Source organism: Caldicoprobacter guelmensis, assembly GCF_016908415.1.
GTDB classification, from domain to species: domain Bacteria; phylum Bacillota; class Clostridia; order Caldicoprobacterales; family Caldicoprobacteraceae; genus Caldicoprobacter; species Caldicoprobacter guelmensis.
On the sequence record NZ_JAFBDW010000001.1, the window covers coordinates 212,529 to 235,148 of the forward strand.

Sequence of the window (22,620 nt, forward strand, 5' to 3'; positions counted from 1 at the left end):
GTGGCAGGTGAAAAGGCATGGAAAGGCGAAAGACCAGGAAGATAAAAGTAGGAAAGGTTGAAATAGGGGGAGACGCACCCATTACGGTACAGTCCATGACCAGCACTGATACCAGGGATGTGGATGCCACAATAAAGCAGGTGCTTGAGCTTGAGGCGTGTGGATGCGACATAGTCAGGTTGGCCGTTTTTGATGAGGCGTGTACCAATACCATCCAGGAGATCAAGAAAGTGACCGATATCCCACTGGTTGCTGACATACACTTTGATTATCGTTTGGCGCTTGCTGCCATAGAAAAAGGCGTGGACAAGTTAAGGATCAATCCCGGAAATATAGGTGGCTATAACGCAGTGCAGAAGGTGGTTGCTGCTGCCAAGGAAAGAGGCATACCTATACGGATTGGCGTAAACTCTGGCTCTTTGAGCAAGGAAATACTGTACAAATACGGCAATACGCCGCAGGGTATGGTAGAAAGCGCTTTGGAACACGTGTCCATGTTTGAAAAACTAGGGTACGAGAATATCGTGATTTCGCTTAAAGCTTCCAACGTCATGAAGACAATAGAAGCTTATCGTTTGATGAGCCAGCGAGTGGATTATCCCCTGCATCTGGGAGTTACAGAAGCGGGTACCTCTTTTTCAGGAATCATAAAGTCGGCTATTGGGATTGGTACCTTGTTGGCTGAAGGCATAGGCGACACGTTGAGGGTATCGCTTACAGCTTCGCCGGTGGAGGAGGTAAAGGTGGGGCGGGAGATATTAAAAGCCCTGGGTTTGAGAACGTATGGCATAGAGATAATATCGTGTCCTACCTGTGGGAGATGTAATATAGATTTGATAAATCTGGTTCAAAAATTGCAGGATGAGCTTAAAGGGGTTGATTATCCGCTTAAGGTGGCAGTAATGGGATGCGTAGTCAATGGTCCTGGCGAAGCAAGGGAAGCCGATATAGGCATTGCTGGCGGCCAAGGCAGGGTGGCATTGTTCAAAAAGGGCGAAGTGGTGGGAACTGTGCCTGAGGATAAGGCCTTGGAAGTGCTTTTATCCGAGGTCCGCAAGATGATACCAGATAAGAGCGGGAAGGGCGTATAATGAGCGTGGCGGTCATTATACCAGCATACAATGAAGAAAGGCACGTAAGTCAGGTGCTGACTGCCGCCAAAAAGGTGGACGAGGTTGACGACATAGTGGTTTGGAGAGTTCGGAACGCTTTAAGGGAGGGTGAATCATATGGCCGGTGACAGCGCGAAAGCGTTCCCTTTGGGCAAAATAGTTGATGGAAGTTTCGGTGCATGGATAGATAAATTGAGCCTGATAAAGGCAATAGTCTACAAAAATCAGAGAAAATGGGACATATATGTAAATGCCGAGTCTTTTGTAGAACCCCAGAGAATACGCTTGCTCGAACAGCACATTAAGGAGAAGTTTCCTGAGCTTAAACAGGTAAGGTTAAAAGTAGTGTATAAAAATAACGGTGGGGAAATATTAAGCCGGTATTTTTCTCATTTTTGGAAAGGCCTTGTGGAATCCATGAAGGATGAGCTCCCTTCTTTAAATGGGTGGCTGGACTATTGTACCCCTCAGCTATCATCCGATGGGCTTATGCTTTTGCTCAGCCACCCCGCTGCATTGGACCTGTTCAAAATAAAAAAAGTTGATCAATATATAAAGGATTGGCTGTTTGAAACCTTTAATCAGCACATAAAGGTGAGCATGGAGTTGGTAGATGGGGGACAAGAATGGCTGGATGAGGAGTACTTCGTTGAAAGAGAAAAGGAGGATTCACTCTTAGTAAAGGAGGCTGTACAGATAAATGAGTCACCTCCAAAGTCCTCAGAGCAACAGGGTGAGGTAGAACAGGGAGAAGATAATGAAATTGTTATATTGGGCAAAGCCATAAAGGACTCCCCCATGCCCATATCGCAGATTCAAGAAGGTATTGAGGCAGTGGTCATCGAGGGCGAGGTTCTCGAGGTTGAGAAGAGGGAACTAAAAGGCGAAAAAGTCCTCTTTTGCATAGATGTCACCGATTATACCGATTCAATTACCACGAAAGCTTTTTGCCCTAAGGATAAAGTTTCTAATATGGAAACCGCCATAAAGAGCGGTTGCTGGATACGGGTAAAAGGTAGTTGCCGTTTTGACCCATTTCAGAGGGAAGAGATATTGCAGGCCAGCGATATCATGCTGGTTTCACCTAAGAAAAGGCAGGATACATATCCAGAAAAGAGGGTGGAGCTCCACCTACATACGCAGATGAGTGCCATGGATGCCGTGTCTCCCGTAACGGCGCTGATTGAGCGCGCTGCCCAGTGGGGACATCCTGCTATTGCCATTACCGATCATGGCGTGGTACAGGCATTCCCAGAAGCTCATGAAGCCAGCCAGCAATATGGCATAAAGGTCATATACGGCGTGGAGGCTTATCTGATTAACGATTGCAAACCTGTAGTCATAAATCCCAATGATAGGGATTTTAACCAGCCATTTGTGGTTTTGGACATAGAGACCACCGGCCTTAATCCCAGAAAGGATGAGGTCACAGAGATTGGGGCTGTCAAAATAGTAGGCAGGAAGGTAGTGGACACCTTCAGCTGCTTCGTCAATCCCGGCATACCCATTCCCCGTGATATCGTAAAGCTTACGGGGATAACTGACGAAATGGTAAGGGATGCCCCTGCTATTGAAGAGGTTTTGCCAGGCCTGCTTGAGTTTTTGGGCGATGCGGTACTGGTTGCTCATAACGCCTCTTTTGACCTAGGGTTTATAAAAGAGAAGTGCAGGCGCATAGGTGCGAGGATAAGCAATCCAATATTGGATACCCTGTTGCTGTCTAGGGAGCTGTTTAAGGATATTAAGCGTCACAGCCTTGACGCCGTTGCACAACACATCAATATACCACAGGAACGGCATCACAGGGCGCTGGATGATGCAAAGACAGCGGCTCTTATATTGATACATATGCTGAACATGCTTGAGGAAAAGGGAGCCAGTAAGTTGTGCCACATCAATACCATGTTCAGCCATATAAGCAATTTAAATAGCCTGGAAAGTTACCACGCCGTTATACTGGCTCAGACGCAGGAAGGGCTCATCAACCTTTACAGGCTTATTACCAAATCCCATTTGGATTATTTTTATCGTAAGCCGCGCATTCCAAAGAGCGTGCTGGTAAGCCACCGTGAAGGGCTAATAGTGGGTTCAGGCTGTGACGCGGGAGAGCTCTATCAGGCGATATTGAAGGGCGTATCAGACGAGGAACTTATGGATATAGCCCTTTTCTATGACTACTTTGAGATACAGCCTTTGGGCAACAACGAACACTTGATCAGAGAGGGAAGGGTAAAGGACGTTGACGCCTTGAAAGAGATTAATAGAAAGATAGTAAAGCTGGGAGAAAAGCTGGGCAGGCCTGTAGTGGCAACAGGCGATGTACACTTTTTGGACCCCCACGATGAGTACTACAGGCGTATACTGATGAGCTGCCAGGGTTACGAGGATGCCGAGCAACAGGCGCCTTTATATTTTAAAACCACTGACGAAATGCTGAACGAGTTTGGATACCTTGGTGAGGAAAAGGCAAAGGAGGTAGTGATATACGCTCCGCGAGCTATTGCTGACAGCATCGAGAACATAAAACCTATCCCCGATGAGCTGTATACTCCGGAAATTCCAGGTGCTGAAGAAAACGTGCGGAATATGGCCATAAACAACGCTAAGGCTATATATGGAGATCCTCTGCCTCCCATTGTGGAGGAACGCCTGAACAAAGAGCTAAATGCCATAATAAACAACGGCTATGCAGTGCTGTATTGGATTGCCCACAAGCTGGTCCAAAAATCGCTGGAGGATGGCTACTTAGTAGGGTCTCGCGGTTCCGTAGGTTCTTCATTTGTGGCTACCATGACCGGTATTACAGAAGTAAATCCACTGCCGCCACACTACGTGTGTCCATCCTGCAAGCATTCGGATTTTGAAGTGGATACCTCTAAATATGGTTGTGGCGTTGACCTGCCTGATAAAAATTGTCCTGTGTGCGGTACTCCCTATAGAAAAGAAGGGTTTGATATTCCTTTTGAGGTATTCCTGGGGTTTAATGGGGATAAGGTGCCAGATATTGACCTTAACTTTTCAGGCGAGTACCAGTCCACTGCCCATAAATACGCAGAAGAGCTGTTGGGGCGGGGTAACGTTTTCAGGGCTGGCACCATTGCCACCGTGGCTGAAAAGACGGCCTTCGGATTTGTCAAGAAATATCTTGAAGAGCATAATAAGGTGGCTCGAAACGCTGAAATAAAGCGGTTGGTTAGGGGATGTACCGGCATTAAGCGTACCACCGGCCAACACCCCGGTGGTGTGATGGTGGTACCCCACAAATATGACATCCACCAGTTTACGCCCCTGCAGTACCCGGCCGATGACAGGGAGTCAGGGGTCATTACCACCCACTTTGATTATCACTCCATAAGCAGCAGGCTGGTCAAGCTGGATATACTGGGACACGATGACCCGACCGTTATACGCATGCTGGAGGATATAACTGGCATCGATGCCAGGTCCATCCCCATTGGCGAGGAAAGAACCATGAGGATATTTTCCAGCACCGAACCGCTAGGCCTTTCGCCGGAGGATATAAACTGCGAGGTGGGGACTTTCGGAATACCTGAATTTGGTACACGTTTTGTCAGGCAGATGCTTACTGAGACTAAGCCCAAGACCTTTTCAGAGCTGGTGCGCATAAGCGGCCTTTCCCATGGAACTGATGTATGGCTCAACAATGCGCAGGACCTGATAAGGAACGGAATAGCCCAGCTTTCAGAGGTGATCTCGGCCAGGGACGACATAATGATATATCTCATGTATAAAGGCGTTGAACCTGTACTTTCCTTTAAGATAATGGAAAACGTGCGCAAGGGGAAAGGCTTGACTCCAGAGCAGGAACAGAAGATGAGGGAAAACAACGTGCCGGAATGGTATATTGAATCGTGCAAGAAGATCAAGTACATGTTCCCTAAGGCTCACGCCGTGGCTTACGTGATCATGGCATTTAGGATTGCTTACTTTAAGGTGTACTATCCAGAGGCCTTTTATGCTACCTACTTTACGGTCAGAGCTGATGACTTCGATGTCGATACCATATTGAAAGGGAAAGAAGCCATTGCGCGTAAGATCAAAGAAATGGACTCAAGAGGCAATTCTCTGAGCATGAAGGAAAAAAACTCCTTATCTGTGCTTGAAGTGGCACTGGAGATGTATGCAAGGGGGATAAGGCTGCTTCCGGTGGACCTGTACAAGTCAGATGCAGTTAAATTTTTAGTAACCCCTGAAGGGATAAGGATGCCCTTCAATGCTCTGCCCGGCGTTGGAATAAGCGCTGCCACAAGTATCGTTGAAGCCAGAAAATGCGGTAAGTTTGTATCTATTGAGGATTTCCGTGAAAGGGCCAAGGTTTCAAAGGCCGTGGTTGAGATACTTAAAAACTACGGTTGTCTTAACGGCCTTCCTGAAACCAGTCAGATTTCGTTTTTTTAACTTGCATTTACTGAGGTGTGGTGATATAATGAATTTGATTTACCATAGCTTGTTTGCCTGAGTAGAGTGGGGAAACCCACTCTTTCGTTGTTATTGATTAAAATGCACGATTAGGAAAGATTAATAATATGAAAATTTCATTCTGGAGGTTAGGATATGGCGCAGAGTAAAGTTGAGCAAGTGGTGGAGGCCCTTGCACGCCCCATATTGGAAGAGCTCAAATATGAGCTTGTGGATTTAGAGTATAAAAAGGAGGGCGGAAGCTGGTTTTTGAGGTTTTATCTCGATAAACCCGGTGGGATCACGCTGGATGACTGCCAGATATTCAGTGAGCGGATCAGCGAGGTTCTGGATCAAGTTGACCCCATTCCACATCGCTATTACCTGGAGGTGTCTTCGCCCGGGCTTGACAGGCCGCTCAAAAAAGAAGAAGATTTTAAACGTTATAAGGGGCATAGGGTCCACGTAAAGCTTTATAAGTCTGTCAATGGCGAAAAAAATTATTACGGTGAACTGGTAGGGCTTGAAGGCGGCAACGTAGTCATTAAAGATGGGGGATGCACCTATTCGTTTCCGCGTGAAAATGTTGCTATGGTGCGGCTGGATGTAAATATCTAGTGAAGGAGGAGTATTTATGAATGCCGAATTTTTGGAGGCCATTGAACAGATAGGCAAAGAAAAGGGTATAGATGCCGATGTGTTGTTTGAGGCTATCAATGCTGCTCTGTTGTCAGCCTATAAGAAACACTTTGGAACAGCACAGAATGTGCGCATTGATATAGATAGGGCAAGTGGGCAGGTCAGGGTCTTCGCCCTTAAAAAGGTAGTGGAGAAGGCCACAAACAAAAACCTGGAGATTGACTTGGATGAGGCCAAAAGGATCAATCCCAATTACCAGCTCAACGATATCGTTGAAATAGAGGTGACTCCTAAAAACTTCGGCAGGATTGCTGCACAAAACGCCAAGCAGGTGGTCATACAGCGGATTCGCGAAGCCGAAAGAGCAGTGTTGTATCAAAAGTTTCTTGAGAAGGAAAATGAGATAGTGGCAGGAATAGTGCAGAGAATAGAAAAAAAGACCGTGTTTGTAGACCTTGACCGCGCTGAAGGCATACTACCTCCAAATGAACAGATGCCCAATGAGGAATACCACGTAAACGACAGAATACGGGTATACATTCTCGAGGTCAAGAAAACCACCAAAGGGCCGCAGATCATCGTATCGCGTACACATCCTGGCCTTATAAAAAGGCTGTTTGAACGTGAAGTACCTGAAATCATACGTGGAGAGGTTATCATAAAAGCCATAGCAAGGGAGGCAGGTTCAAGAACCAAGATTGCAGTACATTCCACCGTACCGGGGCTCGATCCAGTAGGGGCTTGTGTTGGGCAGAAGGGCATGCGGGTACAACACGTGCTTGATGAAGTCAAGGGCGAGAAGATAGACATCGTGAAGTGGAGCAGTAGCCCAGCCGAGTTCATTGCAAACGCCCTGAGCCCTGCCAAGGTTTTGAGCGTGACCATAGATGAAAAGGAGAAGGCAGCCAGGGTAATTGTACCTGACCACCAGCTTTCTTTGGCTATCGGCAAAGAAGGCCAGAACGCAAGGCTTGCGGCCAAGTTGACTGGTTGGAAAATCGACATAAAAAGCGAGTCACAGGCAAATAGATTCAGCTTGCCATCCTGAAAGGGGGATTGCCAGTGAAGAAGAGGAAGGTACCCATGAGGATGTGCGTGGGATGCAGGGAGTCAAAGCCCAAACAGGAACTCATACGGGTTGTAAGAAGCCCTGAAGGGGAAATCCATATAGACCTTAAGGGTAAGGCTCCAGGAAGGGGTGCTTACCTGTGCTACAACATGGAGTGCTTGGAAAAGGCCATAAAGCATAAGTCGTTGGAACGCGCCCTCGATGAAAAAATCAGCGAAGAAGTATATCAAGCTTTGAGAGGTGAGCTCATTAAAGCCCATGAATCACGATCTTAAAAATTTTTATCAGTTGCTTGGCTTGGCAACTCGAGCCGGTAAGCTTATAACAGGTGAGGAGATGTGCCTAAAAGCCATAAGGACGCGAAAGGCCAAGTTGGTGGTAATAAGCGAGGAGGCTTCGCCCAACACTTTAAAGAAATTTACAGACAAGTGCAGGTATTACAATGTCGATTATGTAATAATAGGAAGCAAGGAAATGCTGGGTATGGCTGTGGGTAAGGGGAGTAGAACGGTTCTGGCGGTTACTGACGAAGGGTTGAAGGAGTCGTTGCTTAAGAAGTTGCAAAACTCAGAAATGCCAGTGCGGGGGTGATATATGAATGTCAGATATAAATGTGTACGTTACGACCAAAAAGATTAAAAAAAATGCCGAGTCACTGCTTGATAACATAAAAGCACTCAACAAGGATATTGATGCCTATTTAAGCAGGATAAAAGAAATGGAGAACGCTTTTGAACAGCAGGCAAAAGAGATGGCGGAAAAGAAGAAAGCGGAATCAGCAAAACCTGAAAGGTCAGAACGCAGCTCGCAGGACAACAATGCCAAAAAAGCCGGGCGCAGGCAGGAAGAGAGGCGTAAACAAAAGGGCAGCCGCAGGCAAGAAGATACTGCAAAACAAGAGGAAAGCCGCAGGCAAGAAGAAAACCTGGTTGCCCGGGAAGAAGGCAGGACGTCAGTGAGGCGGCGTCCTAGACCTAAAGATAAGCCAGCCAAGAACGTAATAGATGAGTTCTTCTCTCAACAGGCTGTTGCCCAAGCCAAGGACAAAAAAGGGGAAGTCACCAAAGGGAAAGAGGAAGGTTTTGCTAAAGCATCCGTTGAGGCGGTAAAATCTAAGACACAAAAGACCAAAAGGGATTACTGGGAAGAAGAGCATCCCTCGGTTTATAACAAGCTTTTGAGGGAAAAAGAGAAGAAGAACAAAAACGCTCAACAGGCAGCTCAGCAAAAAGTACCTGTTACCGCTGAGAGAAAGAAAGCCATTACCATTGGAGATAGGATAACGGTAAAGGAGCTTTCAGAGACCATAGGCATACAGGTAGCGGAAATTATAAAACATCTCATGAAGTTAGGCGTATTGGCCACAATAAACCAGGAGTTGGATTATGATACGGCCGCGCTGGTGGCCAGCGAGTTTGGTATCGAGCTGGAGAAAAAGCCCACTGTATCCTTTGAAGAAATGCTTATACAGGAAGACGTGGAAGATGACCCAGCAAGCCTGCAGGAACGGCCGCCAGTTGTTACGGTCATGGGACATGTAGACCATGGTAAGACGTCGCTTCTGGATGCCATACGCAATTCCCGAGTGACTGAGCAAGAGGCAGGCGGCATAACCCAGCATATCGGTGCTTATATGGTAGAAGTAAACGGCAAATACATCACATTTATAGATACGCCGGGACACGAAGCATTTACTTCAATGAGGGCACGGGGTGCGAAGGTTACCGATATCGCCGTGTTGGTGGTAGCGGCCGATGACGGCGTTATGCCGCAGACCATAGAGGCCATCAACCATGCCCGAGAGGCCAACGTGCCCATCATAGTGGCCATTAATAAAATTGACCTGCCAACTGCCAATCCTGAGCGTGTAAAGCGCGAGCTGGCCGAACAAGGCCTGCTGGTTGAAGAGTGGGGTGGCGATACCATAGCAGTGCCCGTGTCCGCCCTCAAGAAACAGGGGATTGATAACCTGCTTGAAATGATCCTGCTTGTGGCTGAGATGCAGGAGCTTAAAGCCAACCCCAACAGGCTTGCTAAGGGTACCATAATCGAGGCAAAGCTGGATAAGGGCCGTGGACCGGTTGCTACAGTATTGGTTCAAAACGGAACCCTTCGAGTGGGGGATGCAATAGTAGCAGGAACAGCTTATGGACGCGTGAGGGCTATGATGGACCACAATGGCAGAAGGCTTGAAAGCGCAGGCCCCTCAGTGCCGGTAGAAGTATTAGGCTTTTCGGAGGTGCCCGAAGCCGGAGATATACTCTATGCGGTCGAAGATGATAAGCTGGCAAGACAGGTAGCTGAGGAGCGCAAGGAAAAGATGAAAGAGTCAAGTGCCCGCTCTGCTCTCAAGGCATCGCTGGATGACCTCCTTAACCAGATTGAACAGGGTGAACTGAAAGAGCTGAAACTCATCATCAAAGCAGATGTTCAGGGTACAGCTGAAGCACTCAAACTGGCTCTTGAACGCCTCTCAACCGATAAGGTGCGCATAAGGACCATACACAGCGGAGTGGGTGCCATCACCGAATCAGACGTAATGCTGGCATCGGCATCCAATGCCGTCATAATTGGCTTTAACGTGCGTCCGCCAAGCAGTGTAATGGAGCTGGCAGAAAAGGAGAAGATAGATATAAGGCTGTACCGGGTGATATATGATGCAATCGAAGACGTAAAGGCTGCCATTAAGGGCATGCTCGAACCTACTTACCGTGAAGTGGTGCTGGGCCATGCAGAGGTACGAACCACCTTCAGAATATCCGGCGTAGGGACGGTTGCAGGTTGTTATGTCACAGACGGGAAAATAACCAGGAATGCACAAGTACGCATTATCAGGGACGGTATAGTGGTCCACGAAGGGCAAATAGCCTCGCTCAAGCGTTTTAAAGATGATGTGAGGGAAGTGGCAGCCGGTTACGAATGCGGTGTAGGGATAAGCAATTTTAATGATATTAAGGAAGGCGATATAATCGAAGCCTTCACTCAGGAAGAAATTCAAACCGAATAAAAAATGAGCGGGTGATAGAATATGTCATATCAGAGAGCTGACAGAATAGCAGAGGAGATCAAGAGGGAACTTAGCGATATATTGCGTAACAATGTGAGGGACCCTCGCATTACCGAGATGGTATCTATTACAAGGGTGGAGGTATCAAAGGACTTACGCCATGCGAAGATATACGTAAGCGTGCTCGGGGACAGGGAAGAAAAGCAGAAGGCTATGGAAGGGCTCGATCGCGCAACAGGATTTATACGCAAGGAGCTGGGGCAAAGGCTGGGGTTGCGTTACGTCCCTGAGATACGCTTTGTGCTGGATGAGTCGATAGAGTACAGCATCCACATTGCTCAAAAGATTGAGGAGCTGAAGAAAAAGGAACAGGATGAGAGTCAATGAGAGCCGTTAAGATGTCACCGGTTATTGAAGTTTTAAAACAGGGCAGGCATTTTGCCGTCATAGCCCATGTATCTCCTGATGGGGACGTCATAGGTTCATGCCTGGCACTGGCAAACTTTTTGTGGGACCAAGGGAAAACCGTTGACCTTTACTGTGACGATGCACCGCCCGAAAACCTGGCATTTTTACAAGGCATACAGAATTTTATAAAGCCAGGTGAGAAAATCGAAACAAAAGAGAATTTCACTTATGATGCAGTGGTGTGTCTGGACTGCAGCGATGAGGGAAGGTTAGGAGATGCAGCTTATCTTCTCAAACGGGCATCGTGTACCATAAACATTGACCATCACGCCACCAACACCATGTATGCAGACATAAATATCGTGGAGCCAGGGGCCTCCTCCACTGCTGAGCTGGTTTTTGAGCTGATACGTGAGATGGATGAGGATTATTTTTCAATGCCCGTATATGAGGCTATATACAGCGGTATTGCCACCGATACTGGCGGCTTTGGATTTAGCAATACTACTCCTGCGGCTCATCGAATAGCGGCCCAGCTCATCGAGTACGGCCTTAATGTGGATAAGCTGACCAGGCTGTTGTTCAGGAACACCACGCTACCCAGAGTGAGGTTGCTGGCAAAGGCGCTGGCTTCCCTTGAGATGCATTGCAACGATCGAGTGGCCTTTTTGACGGTAAGTAAAGCGATGTTGGAAGAGATAGGCCTTGAAGAAAATCATACCGACGGGATAGTAAATTACGGGATAGACATTGTAGGGGTGGAGTGTGCTGCTCTGTTTAAAGAGGCCGAACAGGGCAAGACCAAGGTGAGTCTCCGCACAAAAGGCACTGTCGATGCCAGCGTGTTGGCTGCAAAGTTTGGTGGAGGTGGACATGTGCGTGCAGCTGGGTGCCTGATCAGCGCAGGTATAGAAAAAGCAAAAGAACAGGTGTTGGAAGCGTTAAAAGCCATGCTGGAATGAAAAGGGGTTGATGTACCATCGGTCTGGACGGCGTTATCAATGTGTTGAAGCCACCTGGGATGACTTCCAATGATGTGGTGGTATATCTCCGAAGGTTGCTAAAAGAGAAGGTAGGGCATACTGGTACTTTGGATCCTGGGGCTGCCGGGGTATTGCCCGTTTGTGTGGGCAAGGCCACCAGGCTGGCCGATTTCATCGTTGAAGAAGACAAGGCCTATCGCTGTGAGATGGTCCTGGGGGTTGAGACCGATACGCTGGATTCGTACGGACGGATAGTTTCGACTTCAAATCAATACCCCAGTTTTGAGGATATAAATAGGGTATTTGAAGAGTTTCAAGGACGTATTAGGCAGGTTCCCCCTATGCACTCTGCCATAAAATACAGGGGTAAAAAGCTGTATGAATATGTGCGTCAAGGCCAACATCTGGATATCTCGGGGCTGGAGAGAGAAGTTATCATCTACCGAAGTGCCATACTGAATTACTCGCCACCCAATAGGGTTTTATTTGAAGTTGAGTGCTCAAAAGGCACTTATATACGTTCTTTATGTCGGGATATAGGGCGGAGACTGGGTTGTGGTGCATATGTAAGCTTTTTGTTGAGGTGCCGTACAGGGAGGTATACCCTTAGCGATTCATATACTCTGCACGAAATTGAAGATTGTTTTTCAAAAGGGGAACTACATGAGCTTGTAATCCCCATGGACAAAGCGATTGACAGGCTTGAAAGGTTTGATGTTCCAGCAGTATACTATAAAAGACTCATAAACGGGAATCCTGTAAAATTAGGCATTGTAAATTTAAAGCTTAAGAGATGGGACTGCCAGAACCCTATGAGGATATATTGTAAAGGAGAGTTTATAGGAGTAGGTACGGCAAAACTAGAGGAGGGTTATATCCATATAAAAATGGATAAAGTACTGGTGTAAGGGGGCAACCATGCAGGTAATATTTAATGAGAAGAATGACCATTCGCTGAAGTGTCCTGTAGCCATAGCGCTGGGAATGTTTGACGGCATTCACAAAGGTCATCAAGCACTTATTAGACACCTTAAGGAGATTAAGTGTCGCTATGGTTATACTTCCATGGTATATACATTTAAGCAGCACCCTTTAAGCTGTCTGGCACCGTCTAAAGCCCCGCCTCAAATCATGAACCTCAACAAGAAGATATTGGAATTTAATCGGCTAGGGGTTGATATCCTTGTCCTCAACAATTTTGATGAAGAATTTGCGCATACAGACCCTCACGACTTCATACAGCGGTTTTTGCTCCAAAAATATGATGTGCGCTTTATCGTGGTGGGATACAACTACCGGTTTGGCTATAACGGAAGCGGTGATACGCAGCTGCTGATTCGAATGGGAAATGAAATGGGGTTCAAGGTTGTAGTGGTGCCACCTGTTAAGGTGGGTGGGAAGGTGGTAAGCAGCAGTCTAATCCGTGAAATGATACAAGAGGGAAATGTAGCGAAAGCCTGGCGATATCTTGGAAGGCCTTATTCGATAAATGGCCAAATAGTACACGGAGCAGGGCGGGGAAGGACTCTAGGATACCCTACTGCCAACCTGGATATTGGGGCTAAAAACGTCGTTATCCCCAGATTTGGCGTGTATCTTACGGGCTGCCGTTTGGATGGGCAATGGTTTTGGGGAGTTACCAACGTAGGCCAAAATCCGACCTTTGGTCAGTCTGGACTTCATATAGAGACCTTTTTGCTGGATTATCCCGGTGGTGAGCTTTACTACAAACCCATGAGGCTCTACTTCCTAAGATATATGAGGGCAGAAAAGCGGTTCTTGTCAAAACAGGAGTTGATACATCAAATTGATCGCGACGTAGCCACAGCCAAAAATCTCATTTACAAAATATTTAAGGTATGATAAAATAACACTCGAGCAGCTAACCACTTCCTTGGTTTTACGTGCCTCCGGCGTAATACTAAGGTTGTGGCGATTATATGACATAGCAATGGAGGTGACAAAAAATGGATAAGGAACTCAAAAGGCAGATCATCGATACCTACAAGCTCCATGAGAATGATACCGGTTCTCCTGAGGTACAGATTGCGTTGCTTACCGAGAGGATCAACCACTTGACGGAACACCTTAAGGTACACAAGAAGGACCATCATTCTCGTAGAGGGCTTCTTATGATGGTAGGTAGAAGACGTGCTTTGCTCAATTACCTCATGAAAAAGGATATTGAGCGTTATCGTGCTATTGTCTCAAAGCTTAACTTGAGGAAATAGAGATAGAAGGTGGAGCGGGGATGCCCGCTCCATTGCTTATTATGCGTTTGTAGGAATTAAACTCTTTAGGTGGAAATTGCATTCGTCCCAAATCAAGCCTGTAGAGAACATGTAAAGCATATTTCGCCAAGCAGCAAGCTGTTTGACATTATACAAAATTAGGTACGAAAGGAGATGGATACTTGGGGATGGAACACAGGATATACGCCACAGAGATTGCAGGTGCCAAAATCACGGTGGAGGTAGGGAAGCTGGCTGAGCAAGCCAATGGCGCTTGTACTGTACAATGCGGCGACACGGTGGTATTTGTATCGGCCACAGCTTCCGACGAACCCAGGGAAGGGGTAGACTTCTTCCCACTTACTGTAGATTTTGAGGAAAAGCTGTATGCTGTGGGGCGCATCCCTGGCGGGTTTATAAAGCGGGAAGGTAAGCCCACCGATAAAGCCATATTGACCGCCAGGTTGATTGACAGGCCATTAAGGCCTCTGTTTCCTAAAGGGTACCGCAATGACGTGCATGTCGTGGCTATGGCTTTGTCGGTAGACCCCGACTATCCGCCCGATGTATTTGCTATGCTGGGTTCCTCTATAGCATTGAGCATCTCGGATATCCCTTTCCTCGGGCCGACGGGGTCTGTGGCTGTAGGGATGATTGATGGACAATTCATCATCAATCCCACCAGCCAGCAGAGGGAGAAGAGCAAGCTGCACCTCATAGTGTCTGGCACCAAGGACGCTATACTGATGGTAGAGGCTGGGGCAAATGAAGTGACGGAGGCCGAGATGCTGGACGCCATAATGTTTGCCCACCAGTACATCAAAGAGCTGGTGGAATTCCAAGAAAAGATTGTTAAAGAAGTTGGAAAGCCCAAACGCGTGGGCGAGCTGTATGCGCCTGATGCCGAAGTTGAAGCGCAGGTAAGGGAATACGCTACCGAAAAGATAAGGGAAGCAGTAAGAACGCCCGATAAAAAGGAACGCGAGCAAAGGATGAACGCCATACAAAAAGAAGTGCTGGAGCACTTCGCAGAAACCTTCCCAGAGAAAGAGGCCGACATCAAAGAGGTACTCAACATAATAACCAAAGAAGTGGTTCGCAACATGATACTCAAAGAGGGCATAAGGCCTGATGGAAGGACACCGAAGGAGATTCGCCCCATACACTGCGAAGTAGGGTTGCTCCCGCGTACCCACGGTTCGGCGCTTTTCCAACGTGGACAAACCCAAGTGCTCACCACCTGTACTCTGGGAGCGCTGGGTGATGTCCAGGTACTTGATGGGCTGTGGGAAGAGGACTTCAAGCGCTATATGCACCACTATAATTTCCCGCCGTATAGCGTTGGTGAGGCGCGTCCAATGAGAGGACCGGGAAGGCGCGAGATAGGCCACGGCGCCTTGGCTGAGAGGGCGTTGGAACCCATGATCCCCAGCGAGGAAGAGTTTCCATATACCATCCGATTGGTGTCAGAAGTTATGAGCTCTAACGGCTCTACCTCCCAGGCCAGCGTATGTGGGAGCACGCTTGCCCTTCTGGATGCCGGTGTACCCATAAAAGCACCGGTAGCTGGAATAGCCATGGGGTTGATAAAAGACGAGGAGACCGGCCAGGTGGTGATACTGTCTGACATTCAGGGGCTTGAGGATGCGACGGGCGATATGGACTTCAAAGTGGCCGGTACTGCCAAGGGCATTACCGCAATACAGATGGACATCAAGATAATGGGCATTGACCGCGATATACTTGAAAAGGCACTGGAACAGGCAAGGGAAGGGCGTCTATTTATACTTGAGAAGATGCTAGAGGTCATATCAGAGCCGAGAAAAGAGGTATCGCGCTTTGCACCAAAGATTGTTTCCACCACTATCAACCCTGATAAGATTCGAGAGGTGATCGGCCCCGGAGGTAAGACCATAAATCGCATAATAAGCGAAACGGGCGTGAAGATAGATATACGGGAAGACGGTAGAATCTACATTTATTCACCCAATATAGAGGATGCCAGAAAGGCTTTGACCATGATAGAGAACATAACCCGTGATGTAGAAGTGGGCCAGATCTACTCTGGTAAAGTGCTGCGAATTACCGATTTTGGGGCATTTGTGGAAATACTGCCAGGGAAAGAAGGTCTGGTTCACATCTCCAAGCTGGCACATGAGAGGGTCAGACGGGTTGAAGACGTGGTAAAGGTAGGCGATGAGATTACCGTAAAGGTCACGGATATAGACGAACTGGGCCGCATCAATCTGTCGAGGAAAGACGTCTTGCCACCTCCTCCCAAAAGCGAGGTAAGCAGGCGGGAGTCTCAACCTCATCAGCGCAAAACTGGAAGTTCTCCTTTGAGGAGAAACCAGAAATAAAACATAAACTGTTTCCACAGTTTATGTTTTATTTTATTTTTGCCGGGTTTTTTATCACATATCTTTTCACCCGCTGAATACTTATTTTAGTGGAATATTTTATTCAGGGGTGAAAAGGTTTTTATGATTATCATCTTGAGGAAAAGGACGTTGGTCCTGGGTTTTGCGGTGGTTGCGCTGATAGGCTTCATCCTGTATTCAGGGCACGGTGAGGCACACCATGTGTTCAATTACCTGTCAACGGGTAATCCAATATACAAAGGGGATGACTCTCAGCCACGGATAGCCTTTGAGTGTAACGTGGTGTGGGGTACCGAGTATATTCCTGCAATGCTTGATATACTCAAACAGCACAACGTAAAAATCACATTTTTTATAGGGGGACAGTGGGCCGAGCAAAATCCCGAGCTTCTAAAGAGGATGGTACAGGAAGGGCATGAGTTGGGTAACCACGGGTATAGCCACAAATATCACAGCCGGCTTAACCTGGAGCAGAATAAAGACGAAATAATAAAAGCCGAGGAAGCCATAGAAAGAGTCGTAGGGGTCAAGACGCGCCTTTTTGCTCCCCCTTACGGGGACTTTAACAAGACCACTCTGCAGGCCGCTCACTCTTTGGGGTATAAGACCATAATGTGGAGCATTGATACCATAGACTGGCGAGGTGACGGGGTAGACAGCATTATCCGCAGGGTGTTTAAAAATCCTCATAACGGCGCCTTTATACTGATGCACCCAACCGAGGATACCATAAAGGCGCTGCCGGTTATTATAAATGGCCTTCAACAGAGAGGCTATGAGATTGTACGCGTGTCTGACTTACTGAAGGAATGAGAACCCATCTTTGCTTGTTATCCTGTTTTTGACCAGCAAATTTTTAAAAACGCGATATACACCAATACAGCATGTTTTGGTAAAATACTCTCTGACGTTTAAACACCAAAGAGAAAGGAGAATGTGATGTATAAGAGGTATCAACTTCAAAACGGGATACGAGTTGTAACAGAAAAGATTCCATATTTTCGTTCCGTCTCCATAGGGGTATGGTTTATGGCAGGGGCTCTTTACGAAGACCGTGATAAGAGCGGTATACCGCATTTTATAGAGCACATGCTCTTTAAAGGCACCAAAAACCGTACCGCTAAGCAGATTGCCCAGGCCATGGATGCCGTTGGAGGTCAGCTGAATGCCTTTACCGCAAAGGAATGCACCTGCTATTACAGTAACGTGATCGACGAACATCTCCCAACGGCAGTAGATGTCTTGTCGGATATGGTGATCAATTCCCTGCTCGACCCTGTTGAGATGGATAAGGAAAAAGGAGTGGTGCTTGAAGAGATACTGATGTATGAAGACTCACCTGAGGACTTAGTACATGACCTTTTGGCTGAAGCGCTAGTGGGGACACACCCTTTGGCCAATTCCATTCTGGGTGACCAGAGGTTTATAATAGACCTTACCCGGGAACGGCTGGTTTCTTTTTTGGAAGAAAAATACTTGCCACAAAATATGGTAATATCGGTAGCCGGGAATTTCGATGAACAGCAGCTGGTTGATCTGCTAGAGAAATTCTTCGGGGACTGGAAAAGGGATTCAGGATGCGGTGTAAAGCAGTGCGGCGTCCCGCTACCCATTTATCAGTGCCGAAACCTCTTTAAATGGAAGGACATAGAACAGGTGCACATGTGTATCGGATATCCCGGCATACCGCTGGGGCAAGACGATGTATATCCTCTAATGATATTCAACAATCTCTTTGGTGGTGGCATGAGCTCACGGCTCTTCCAGAATATAAGGGAGGATAAAGGGCTTGTGTATTCGGTTATGTCCTATCCTTCGTTTTATACCTGTGGAGGCCTGTTCACCATATACGCCAGCATGAAACCGTCTCAGGCCAGGAAAGTGGCTGACCTAATCATGGAGGAGATAAACAGGGTCAAAAAAGAGGGCATTTCCTATGATGAGTTCAATACCGCAAAACAGCAGTTAAAAGGCAATTACATTTTAGGTCTTGAAAGCAGCAGTAGCAGGATGAACGCCATAGGTAAGTCTGAACTGCTTTTAGGAGTGGTAAGAACGCCCGAAGAGATACTGGAAAAGATCGAAAATGTTACAATGGATGATGTAATGAGGGTGTTAGAGCAGGTTTTGTCCCCCGATACCATAGCCATAGCTGTGGTTGGGCGTGAAAACGTGCTGGAAGGCATCATCCCTAAGGGCACTTAAAACCACACCTTGATTATTGAACTTGCATAAAGCCGTGTAGGAGGATATAATAATCAATGAAATGCAAAAGGGAGACACGAAGGAGGCCAAAATGGCAATAAGAGAGGAACAACAGGATTACATCGAGACCGTAAGGCAGCTTATAGGCGACAAAAGCCTTAAATACCACATAGTAACGTATGGTTGTCAGATGAACGTCCACGATTCTGAAAAACTTGCCGGCATGCTGATTGAAATGGGGTATCAAGAAACGCCCAACATTGAAGAAGCCGACCTTATACTTTTCAATACATGCTGCGTGCGCGAGCATGCTGAACAAAGGGTGTACGGCAACGTGGGTGTATTACAGCCCTACAAGCGTAAAAAGCCAAACATGGTGATTGGCGTTTGTGGATGTATGATGCAGCAAAAAGGGGCAGCTCAAGACCTCATAAAGAAATTCCCATTTGTGGACTTGGTTTTCGGTACTCACAACCTGCACCACTTCCCCAAGTTGCTGTACCAAGCGCTATCAACGGATCATTCTGTGGTTGAGGTTTTAGACGAAGAAGGGGGAATCATAGAGGGGTTAAGGCCTCGCAGGGCCACAGGCGTGTCGGCCTATATCACCATCATGTACGGTTGCAACAATTTCTGTACCTATTGCATCGTGCCATATGTCCGCGGTCGCGAGAGGAGCCGAAAACCCCAGGACATATTAGATGAGGCCAGAGAGCTGGCACAGCAGGGGTATAAAGAGGTTACCCTGTTGGGGCAAAACGTTAATTCTTATGGAAAAGATTTGGGCGGCCAGTACCTGTTTCCCGACCTTTTAAGGGATGTGAATAAAATCGATGGCATTGAAAGGATCAGGTTTGTGACCTCTCATCCTAAGGACCTGTCTCAGGACCTAATAGATGCCATGGCAGAGTGCGAGAAGGTATGCGAGCACATTCACTTGCCGCTTCAGGCGGGAAGCGACCGCATACTCCGCAAAATGAACCGGCATTATACCAGAGAGGACTATCTTAGACTGGTGGACAGGCTGCGTGAGAGGATTCCCGGTATAGCCATTACCACCGATATAATAGTAGGCTTTCCAGGGGAGACTGAAGAAGACTTCCAAGATACCCTTGACATGGTAAAAAGGGTACAGTATGACTCGGCGTTTACATTTATGTACTCCCCACGGCGGGGTACGCCGGCTGCCAGTATGCCTGATCAGGTGGATGAGGAGGTTAAAAAGGACCGCTTAACCAGATTGATAGAGCTTCAGACTGAGATAAGCAAAGCGAAGAATCAAGAGTACCTGGACAGGGTTGTGGAGGTACTGGTGGAAGGCGTCAGCAAAAACAATCCAGAAAAGCTGTCGGGTAGAACCCGTACTAATAAGTTGGTGCACTTTGAAGGAGATGAAAAGCTGACAGGGCAGCTGGTAAAGGTGAAGGTCACGCTCCCCAAAGCCTGGACACTGGATGGAGTTTTGGTGTGACGTATATCCAGGGCCCGGTTGTCTTAAGAATCATTACGTGGCTGATGAGGGGGAAAGCTCTTATATGTCTGGTTTAACTCCCATGATGCAGCAATACATGAAAATAAAAGAGCAATACAAAGATGCTCTTCTTTTTTTTAGACTGGGGGACTTTTATGAGCTATTCTTTGACGATGCCATAATAGCCTCGCGGGAGCTTGAGATAGCGCTGACCGGCCGGGATTGTGGCCTTGAAGAGCGTGCGCCAATGTGCGGCGTTCCCTATCATTCGGTTGAAGGGTACATTGCCAGGCTGATCGAAAAGGGGTACAAAATCGCCATATGCGAGCAGATGCAGGACCCTGAAGAGGCCAAAGGCCTGGTAGAACGGCAGGTGGTAAGGGTCATAACGCCGGGTACAGTGCTGGAAGACTCCATGCTGGAGGAAAAAAACAACAACTATTTGGTGTCCATATTCAAGGACGGACAAAATTTCGGGTTTTCAATAGTCGACGTATCGACCGGCGAATTCTACTTGAGCCAGGTGACAGGAGAGAATGCTCAGCCTAAATTATTGGACGAGCTGTCCAGGGTGGCTCCGCGGGAAATATTGATAAACCAAAGCGCTGAACTTGATCAGTCCCTGCTGAGCATGTTGAAAGAGAGGTGTTCCCCCTTTATCACCCTTTATCACGAGTGGGCCTACGGCTATAATTCGGCATATCAGAAGCTTATACAGCATTTTTCGGTGCACTCTCTCGAAGGGTTTGGCTGTCAGCACTTAAGCTATGGCATCTGTGCAGCGGGTGCACTGATGGAGTACTTGACCGAGACACAAAAGAACACCCTGCGGCATATAACCCGCATTAAGCCTTATTACCTTGAATCTTACATGATACTCGATGCCGCCACCAGGAGGAATTTGGAGCTGACCGAGACCATACGAGGGAAGGAGAGGAAGGGCTCGCTTCTGTGGCTTCTTGACAAGACTTGTACTGCTATGGGTGGCCGGCTTATAAGGAAGTGGATACAACAGCCTCTCATAAAAAAGGATGAGATAGAGTACCGGTTAGACGGCGTGGAAGAGCTTTATAACAACGCCGTTTTGTTGGACGACCTGTGCTCCATGTTGAAGCGTGTGTATGACCTTGAAAGGCTAATGGCGAGAATATCTTACGGTACCGCCAATGCTCGTGACCTGCTTGCCCTCAAACAATCGGTGAAAAATTTGCCCGAAATAAAAAAGTTATTGGAACCATGTAAATCCGCTATACTCAAAGATGCATATGTAAACCTGGATACATTGGAGGACATATACAACCTGATTGAGGAGTCGATAGCTGAAGACCCGCCTCCCACCATCAAGGAAGGCAATATCATAAAAGATGGATATAACGCCCAGCTTGACCGGTATCGAAGAGCCATGCGAGAGGGTAAAGAATGGATCGCCTCCCTTGAACAAAGGGAAAGGGAAAGGACCGGTATAAAGAACTTGAGGGTGGGGTTTAACAAGGTATTTGGTTATTACATTGAAGTCACCAAGTCTTATTACGACATGGTGCCAGAATACTATATACGCAAGCAAACCCTGGCCAACGCCGAGCGGTATATCACCCCCGAGCTTAAAGAGATGGAAGATACCATTCTAGGGGCAGAGGAAAAAAGCATTAAGCTGGAATACCAGATTTTTTTAAACATAAGGGAGGAGATCGCACGACACGTTGACAGGATACAGGCGACGGCTCAAATAATAGCTACGCTGGATGTTTTATGTTCCCTGGCAAAAGTGGCCATAGAGAATGACTATGTACGCCCTCAAATCACCACCGATGGCGTTATTTCCATAAAAGAAGGTCGACACCCGGTAGTGGAAAAGACCATTCCTGGCGGCATGTTTGTTCCCAATGACACATACCTTGACAAGTCGGACCGTCGGTTGATGATAATCACCGGCCCCAACATGGCCGGTAAGAGCACTTACATGAGACAAGTGGCGCTTATAGTGCTTATGGCCCAGATAGGCAGCTTTGTCCCCGCCCGTGAGGCAAAAATAGGCTTAGTGGACAGAATATTTACCCGTATAGGCGCCTCGGATGACCTGTCTGCCGGCCAAAGCACGTTCATGGTTGAGATGAACGAGGTGGCAAATATACTCCACAATGCCACTCCCGACAGCCTGCTCATCCTAGACGAGATCGGCCGTGGAACCAGCACATTTGACGGGCTTAGCATCGCATGGGCTGTGATAGAGTACATCTGCACTCAAAAGTCGCTGGGTTGCAAGACGCTGTTTGCCACCCACTACCACGAGCTTACTGAACTGGAGGGCAAGCTGCCAGGAGTAAAAAATTACCGCATATCGGTCAAGGAGCAGGGGGATAACATCATATTTTTAAGGAAAATCGTAAGGGGTGGCTCGGATAAGAGTTTTGGGATACAGGTGGCTAAGCTGGCCGGCCTGCCTGAACCGGTCATAGAAAGGGCCAAGGCCATACTGTCCCAGCTTGAGGAATCTGACATTGCGAGGAAAAACTCTGCTGCCACTTCCCATGTAGCTGAGAAAAAGCCCATGGGTGAGCAGCTTTCGTTTTTCATCCCAAGGCCATCCGAGATAGAAGAGGAGCTTAAAAAAATCGATGTTCTGAACATAACCCCGATGGAGGCCATGAATATTCTGTACCGCTTGGTTGAGAAAGCCAAACAGCAATAGGAGGGG

Annotated in this window: 18 protein-coding genes; all 18 read left to right on the forward strand. The window is 47.4% G+C overall.

What is annotated here, in order from left to right; genetic code table 11:
- Positions 1-17 precede the first annotated feature (17 nt).
- The 18 genes from ispG to mutS all read left to right on the forward strand — a co-directional run bounded on the left by ispG (position 18) and on the right by mutS (position 22,614).
- A complete protein-coding gene (ispG, locus tag JOD02_RS01200) occupies positions 18-1,091 on the forward strand; it encodes a flavodoxin-dependent (E)-4-hydroxy-3-methylbut-2-enyl-diphosphate synthase (protein WP_204486182.1) in 1,074 nt (357 codons plus the stop codon).
- A complete protein-coding gene (locus JOD02_RS01205; protein WP_204486184.1) occupies positions 1,091-1,240 on the forward strand; it encodes a hypothetical protein in 150 nt (49 codons plus the stop codon). The genes ispG and JOD02_RS01205 overlap by 1 nt, the downstream gene beginning before the upstream one ends.
- A complete protein-coding gene (locus JOD02_RS01210) occupies positions 1,230-5,531 on the forward strand; it encodes a PolC-type DNA polymerase III (RefSeq protein ID WP_204486186.1) in 4,302 nt (1,433 codons plus the stop codon). The genes JOD02_RS01205 and JOD02_RS01210 overlap by 11 nt, the downstream gene beginning before the upstream one ends.
- Positions 5,532-5,687: 156 nt before the next feature.
- On the forward strand, positions 5,688-6,149 hold the full coding sequence (gene rimP / locus JOD02_RS01215) for a ribosome maturation factor RimP (RefSeq protein ID WP_204486188.1): 462 nt from the start codon (positions 5,688-5,690) through the stop codon (positions 6,147-6,149).
- 16 nt (positions 6,150-6,165) lie between these two features.
- Positions 6,166-7,218 carry a transcription termination factor NusA gene (nusA, locus tag JOD02_RS01220; protein ID WP_204486190.1) on the forward strand — a complete coding sequence of 351 codons (1,053 nt, stop codon included), beginning with the start codon at positions 6,166-6,168 and terminating at the stop codon, positions 7,216-7,218.
- A gap of 14 nt (positions 7,219-7,232) precedes the next feature.
- Positions 7,233-7,514, forward strand: a complete 282-nt coding sequence (gene rnpM / locus JOD02_RS01225) for an RNase P modulator RnpM (protein ID WP_204486192.1) — start codon at positions 7,233-7,235, stop codon at positions 7,512-7,514.
- Positions 7,498-7,830, forward strand: coding sequence for a L7Ae/L30e/S12e/Gadd45 family ribosomal protein (locus tag JOD02_RS01230; protein ID WP_204486194.1), 333 nt, complete (start codon positions 7,498-7,500; stop codon positions 7,828-7,830). Before rnpM ends, JOD02_RS01230 begins: the two co-directional genes overlap by 17 nt.
- Positions 7,831-7,837: 7 nt before the next feature.
- Positions 7,838-10,246, forward strand: a complete 2,409-nt coding sequence (infB, locus tag JOD02_RS01235) for a translation initiation factor IF-2 (protein ID WP_204486196.1) — start codon at positions 7,838-7,840, stop codon at positions 10,244-10,246.
- 21 nt (positions 10,247-10,267) lie between these two features.
- Entirely contained in the window at positions 10,268-10,633 is a 366-nt protein-coding gene (rbfA, locus tag JOD02_RS01240; protein ID WP_204486198.1) for a 30S ribosome-binding factor RbfA, read from the forward strand.
- The gene (locus JOD02_RS01245) at positions 10,630-11,616 is read left to right on the forward strand and encodes a DHH family phosphoesterase (protein WP_204486200.1); all 987 of its coding nucleotides are present in this window, start codon (positions 10,630-10,632) and stop codon (positions 11,614-11,616) included. Before rbfA ends, JOD02_RS01245 begins: the two co-directional genes overlap by 4 nt.
- 23 nt (positions 11,617-11,639) lie before the next feature.
- Complete coding sequence (gene truB, locus JOD02_RS01250) at positions 11,640-12,545, forward strand: tRNA pseudouridine(55) synthase TruB (RefSeq protein ID WP_204486607.1); 906 nt, start codon at positions 11,640-11,642, stop codon at positions 12,543-12,545.
- A 10-nt stretch (positions 12,546-12,555) separates the two neighbouring features.
- On the forward strand, positions 12,556-13,500 hold the full coding sequence (locus JOD02_RS01255) for a bifunctional riboflavin kinase/FAD synthetase (RefSeq protein ID WP_204486202.1): 945 nt from the start codon (positions 12,556-12,558) through the stop codon (positions 13,498-13,500).
- A 104-nt stretch (positions 13,501-13,604) separates the two neighbouring features.
- Positions 13,605-13,868 carry a 30S ribosomal protein S15 gene (gene rpsO / locus JOD02_RS01260; protein ID WP_204486203.1) on the forward strand — a complete coding sequence of 88 codons (264 nt, stop codon included), beginning with the start codon at positions 13,605-13,607 and terminating at the stop codon, positions 13,866-13,868.
- A gap of 188 nt (positions 13,869-14,056) precedes the next feature.
- On the forward strand, positions 14,057-16,228 hold the full coding sequence (locus JOD02_RS01265; protein WP_204486205.1) for a polyribonucleotide nucleotidyltransferase: 2,172 nt from the start codon (positions 14,057-14,059) through the stop codon (positions 16,226-16,228).
- A gap of 123 nt (positions 16,229-16,351) precedes the next feature.
- The gene (locus JOD02_RS01270) at positions 16,352-17,062 is read left to right on the forward strand and encodes a polysaccharide deacetylase family protein (protein WP_204486207.1); all 711 of its coding nucleotides are present in this window, start codon (positions 16,352-16,354) and stop codon (positions 17,060-17,062) included.
- A gap of 126 nt (positions 17,063-17,188) precedes the next feature.
- Entirely contained in the window at positions 17,189-18,454 is a 1,266-nt protein-coding gene (locus JOD02_RS01275; protein ID WP_204486209.1) for a M16 family metallopeptidase, read from the forward strand.
- Positions 18,455-18,515: 61 nt separating this feature from the next.
- Positions 18,516-19,925 carry a tRNA (N6-isopentenyl adenosine(37)-C2)-methylthiotransferase MiaB gene (gene miaB, locus JOD02_RS01280; protein WP_204486210.1) on the forward strand — a complete coding sequence of 470 codons (1,410 nt, stop codon included), beginning with the start codon at positions 18,516-18,518 and terminating at the stop codon, positions 19,923-19,925.
- Positions 19,926-19,989: 64 nt separating this feature from the next.
- Positions 19,990-22,614 (forward strand): DNA mismatch repair protein MutS, encoded by a 2,625-nt coding sequence (mutS, locus tag JOD02_RS01285; protein ID WP_204486212.1) that lies wholly within the window; start codon positions 19,990-19,992, stop codon positions 22,612-22,614.
- Positions 22,615-22,620: the final 6 nt, after the last annotated feature.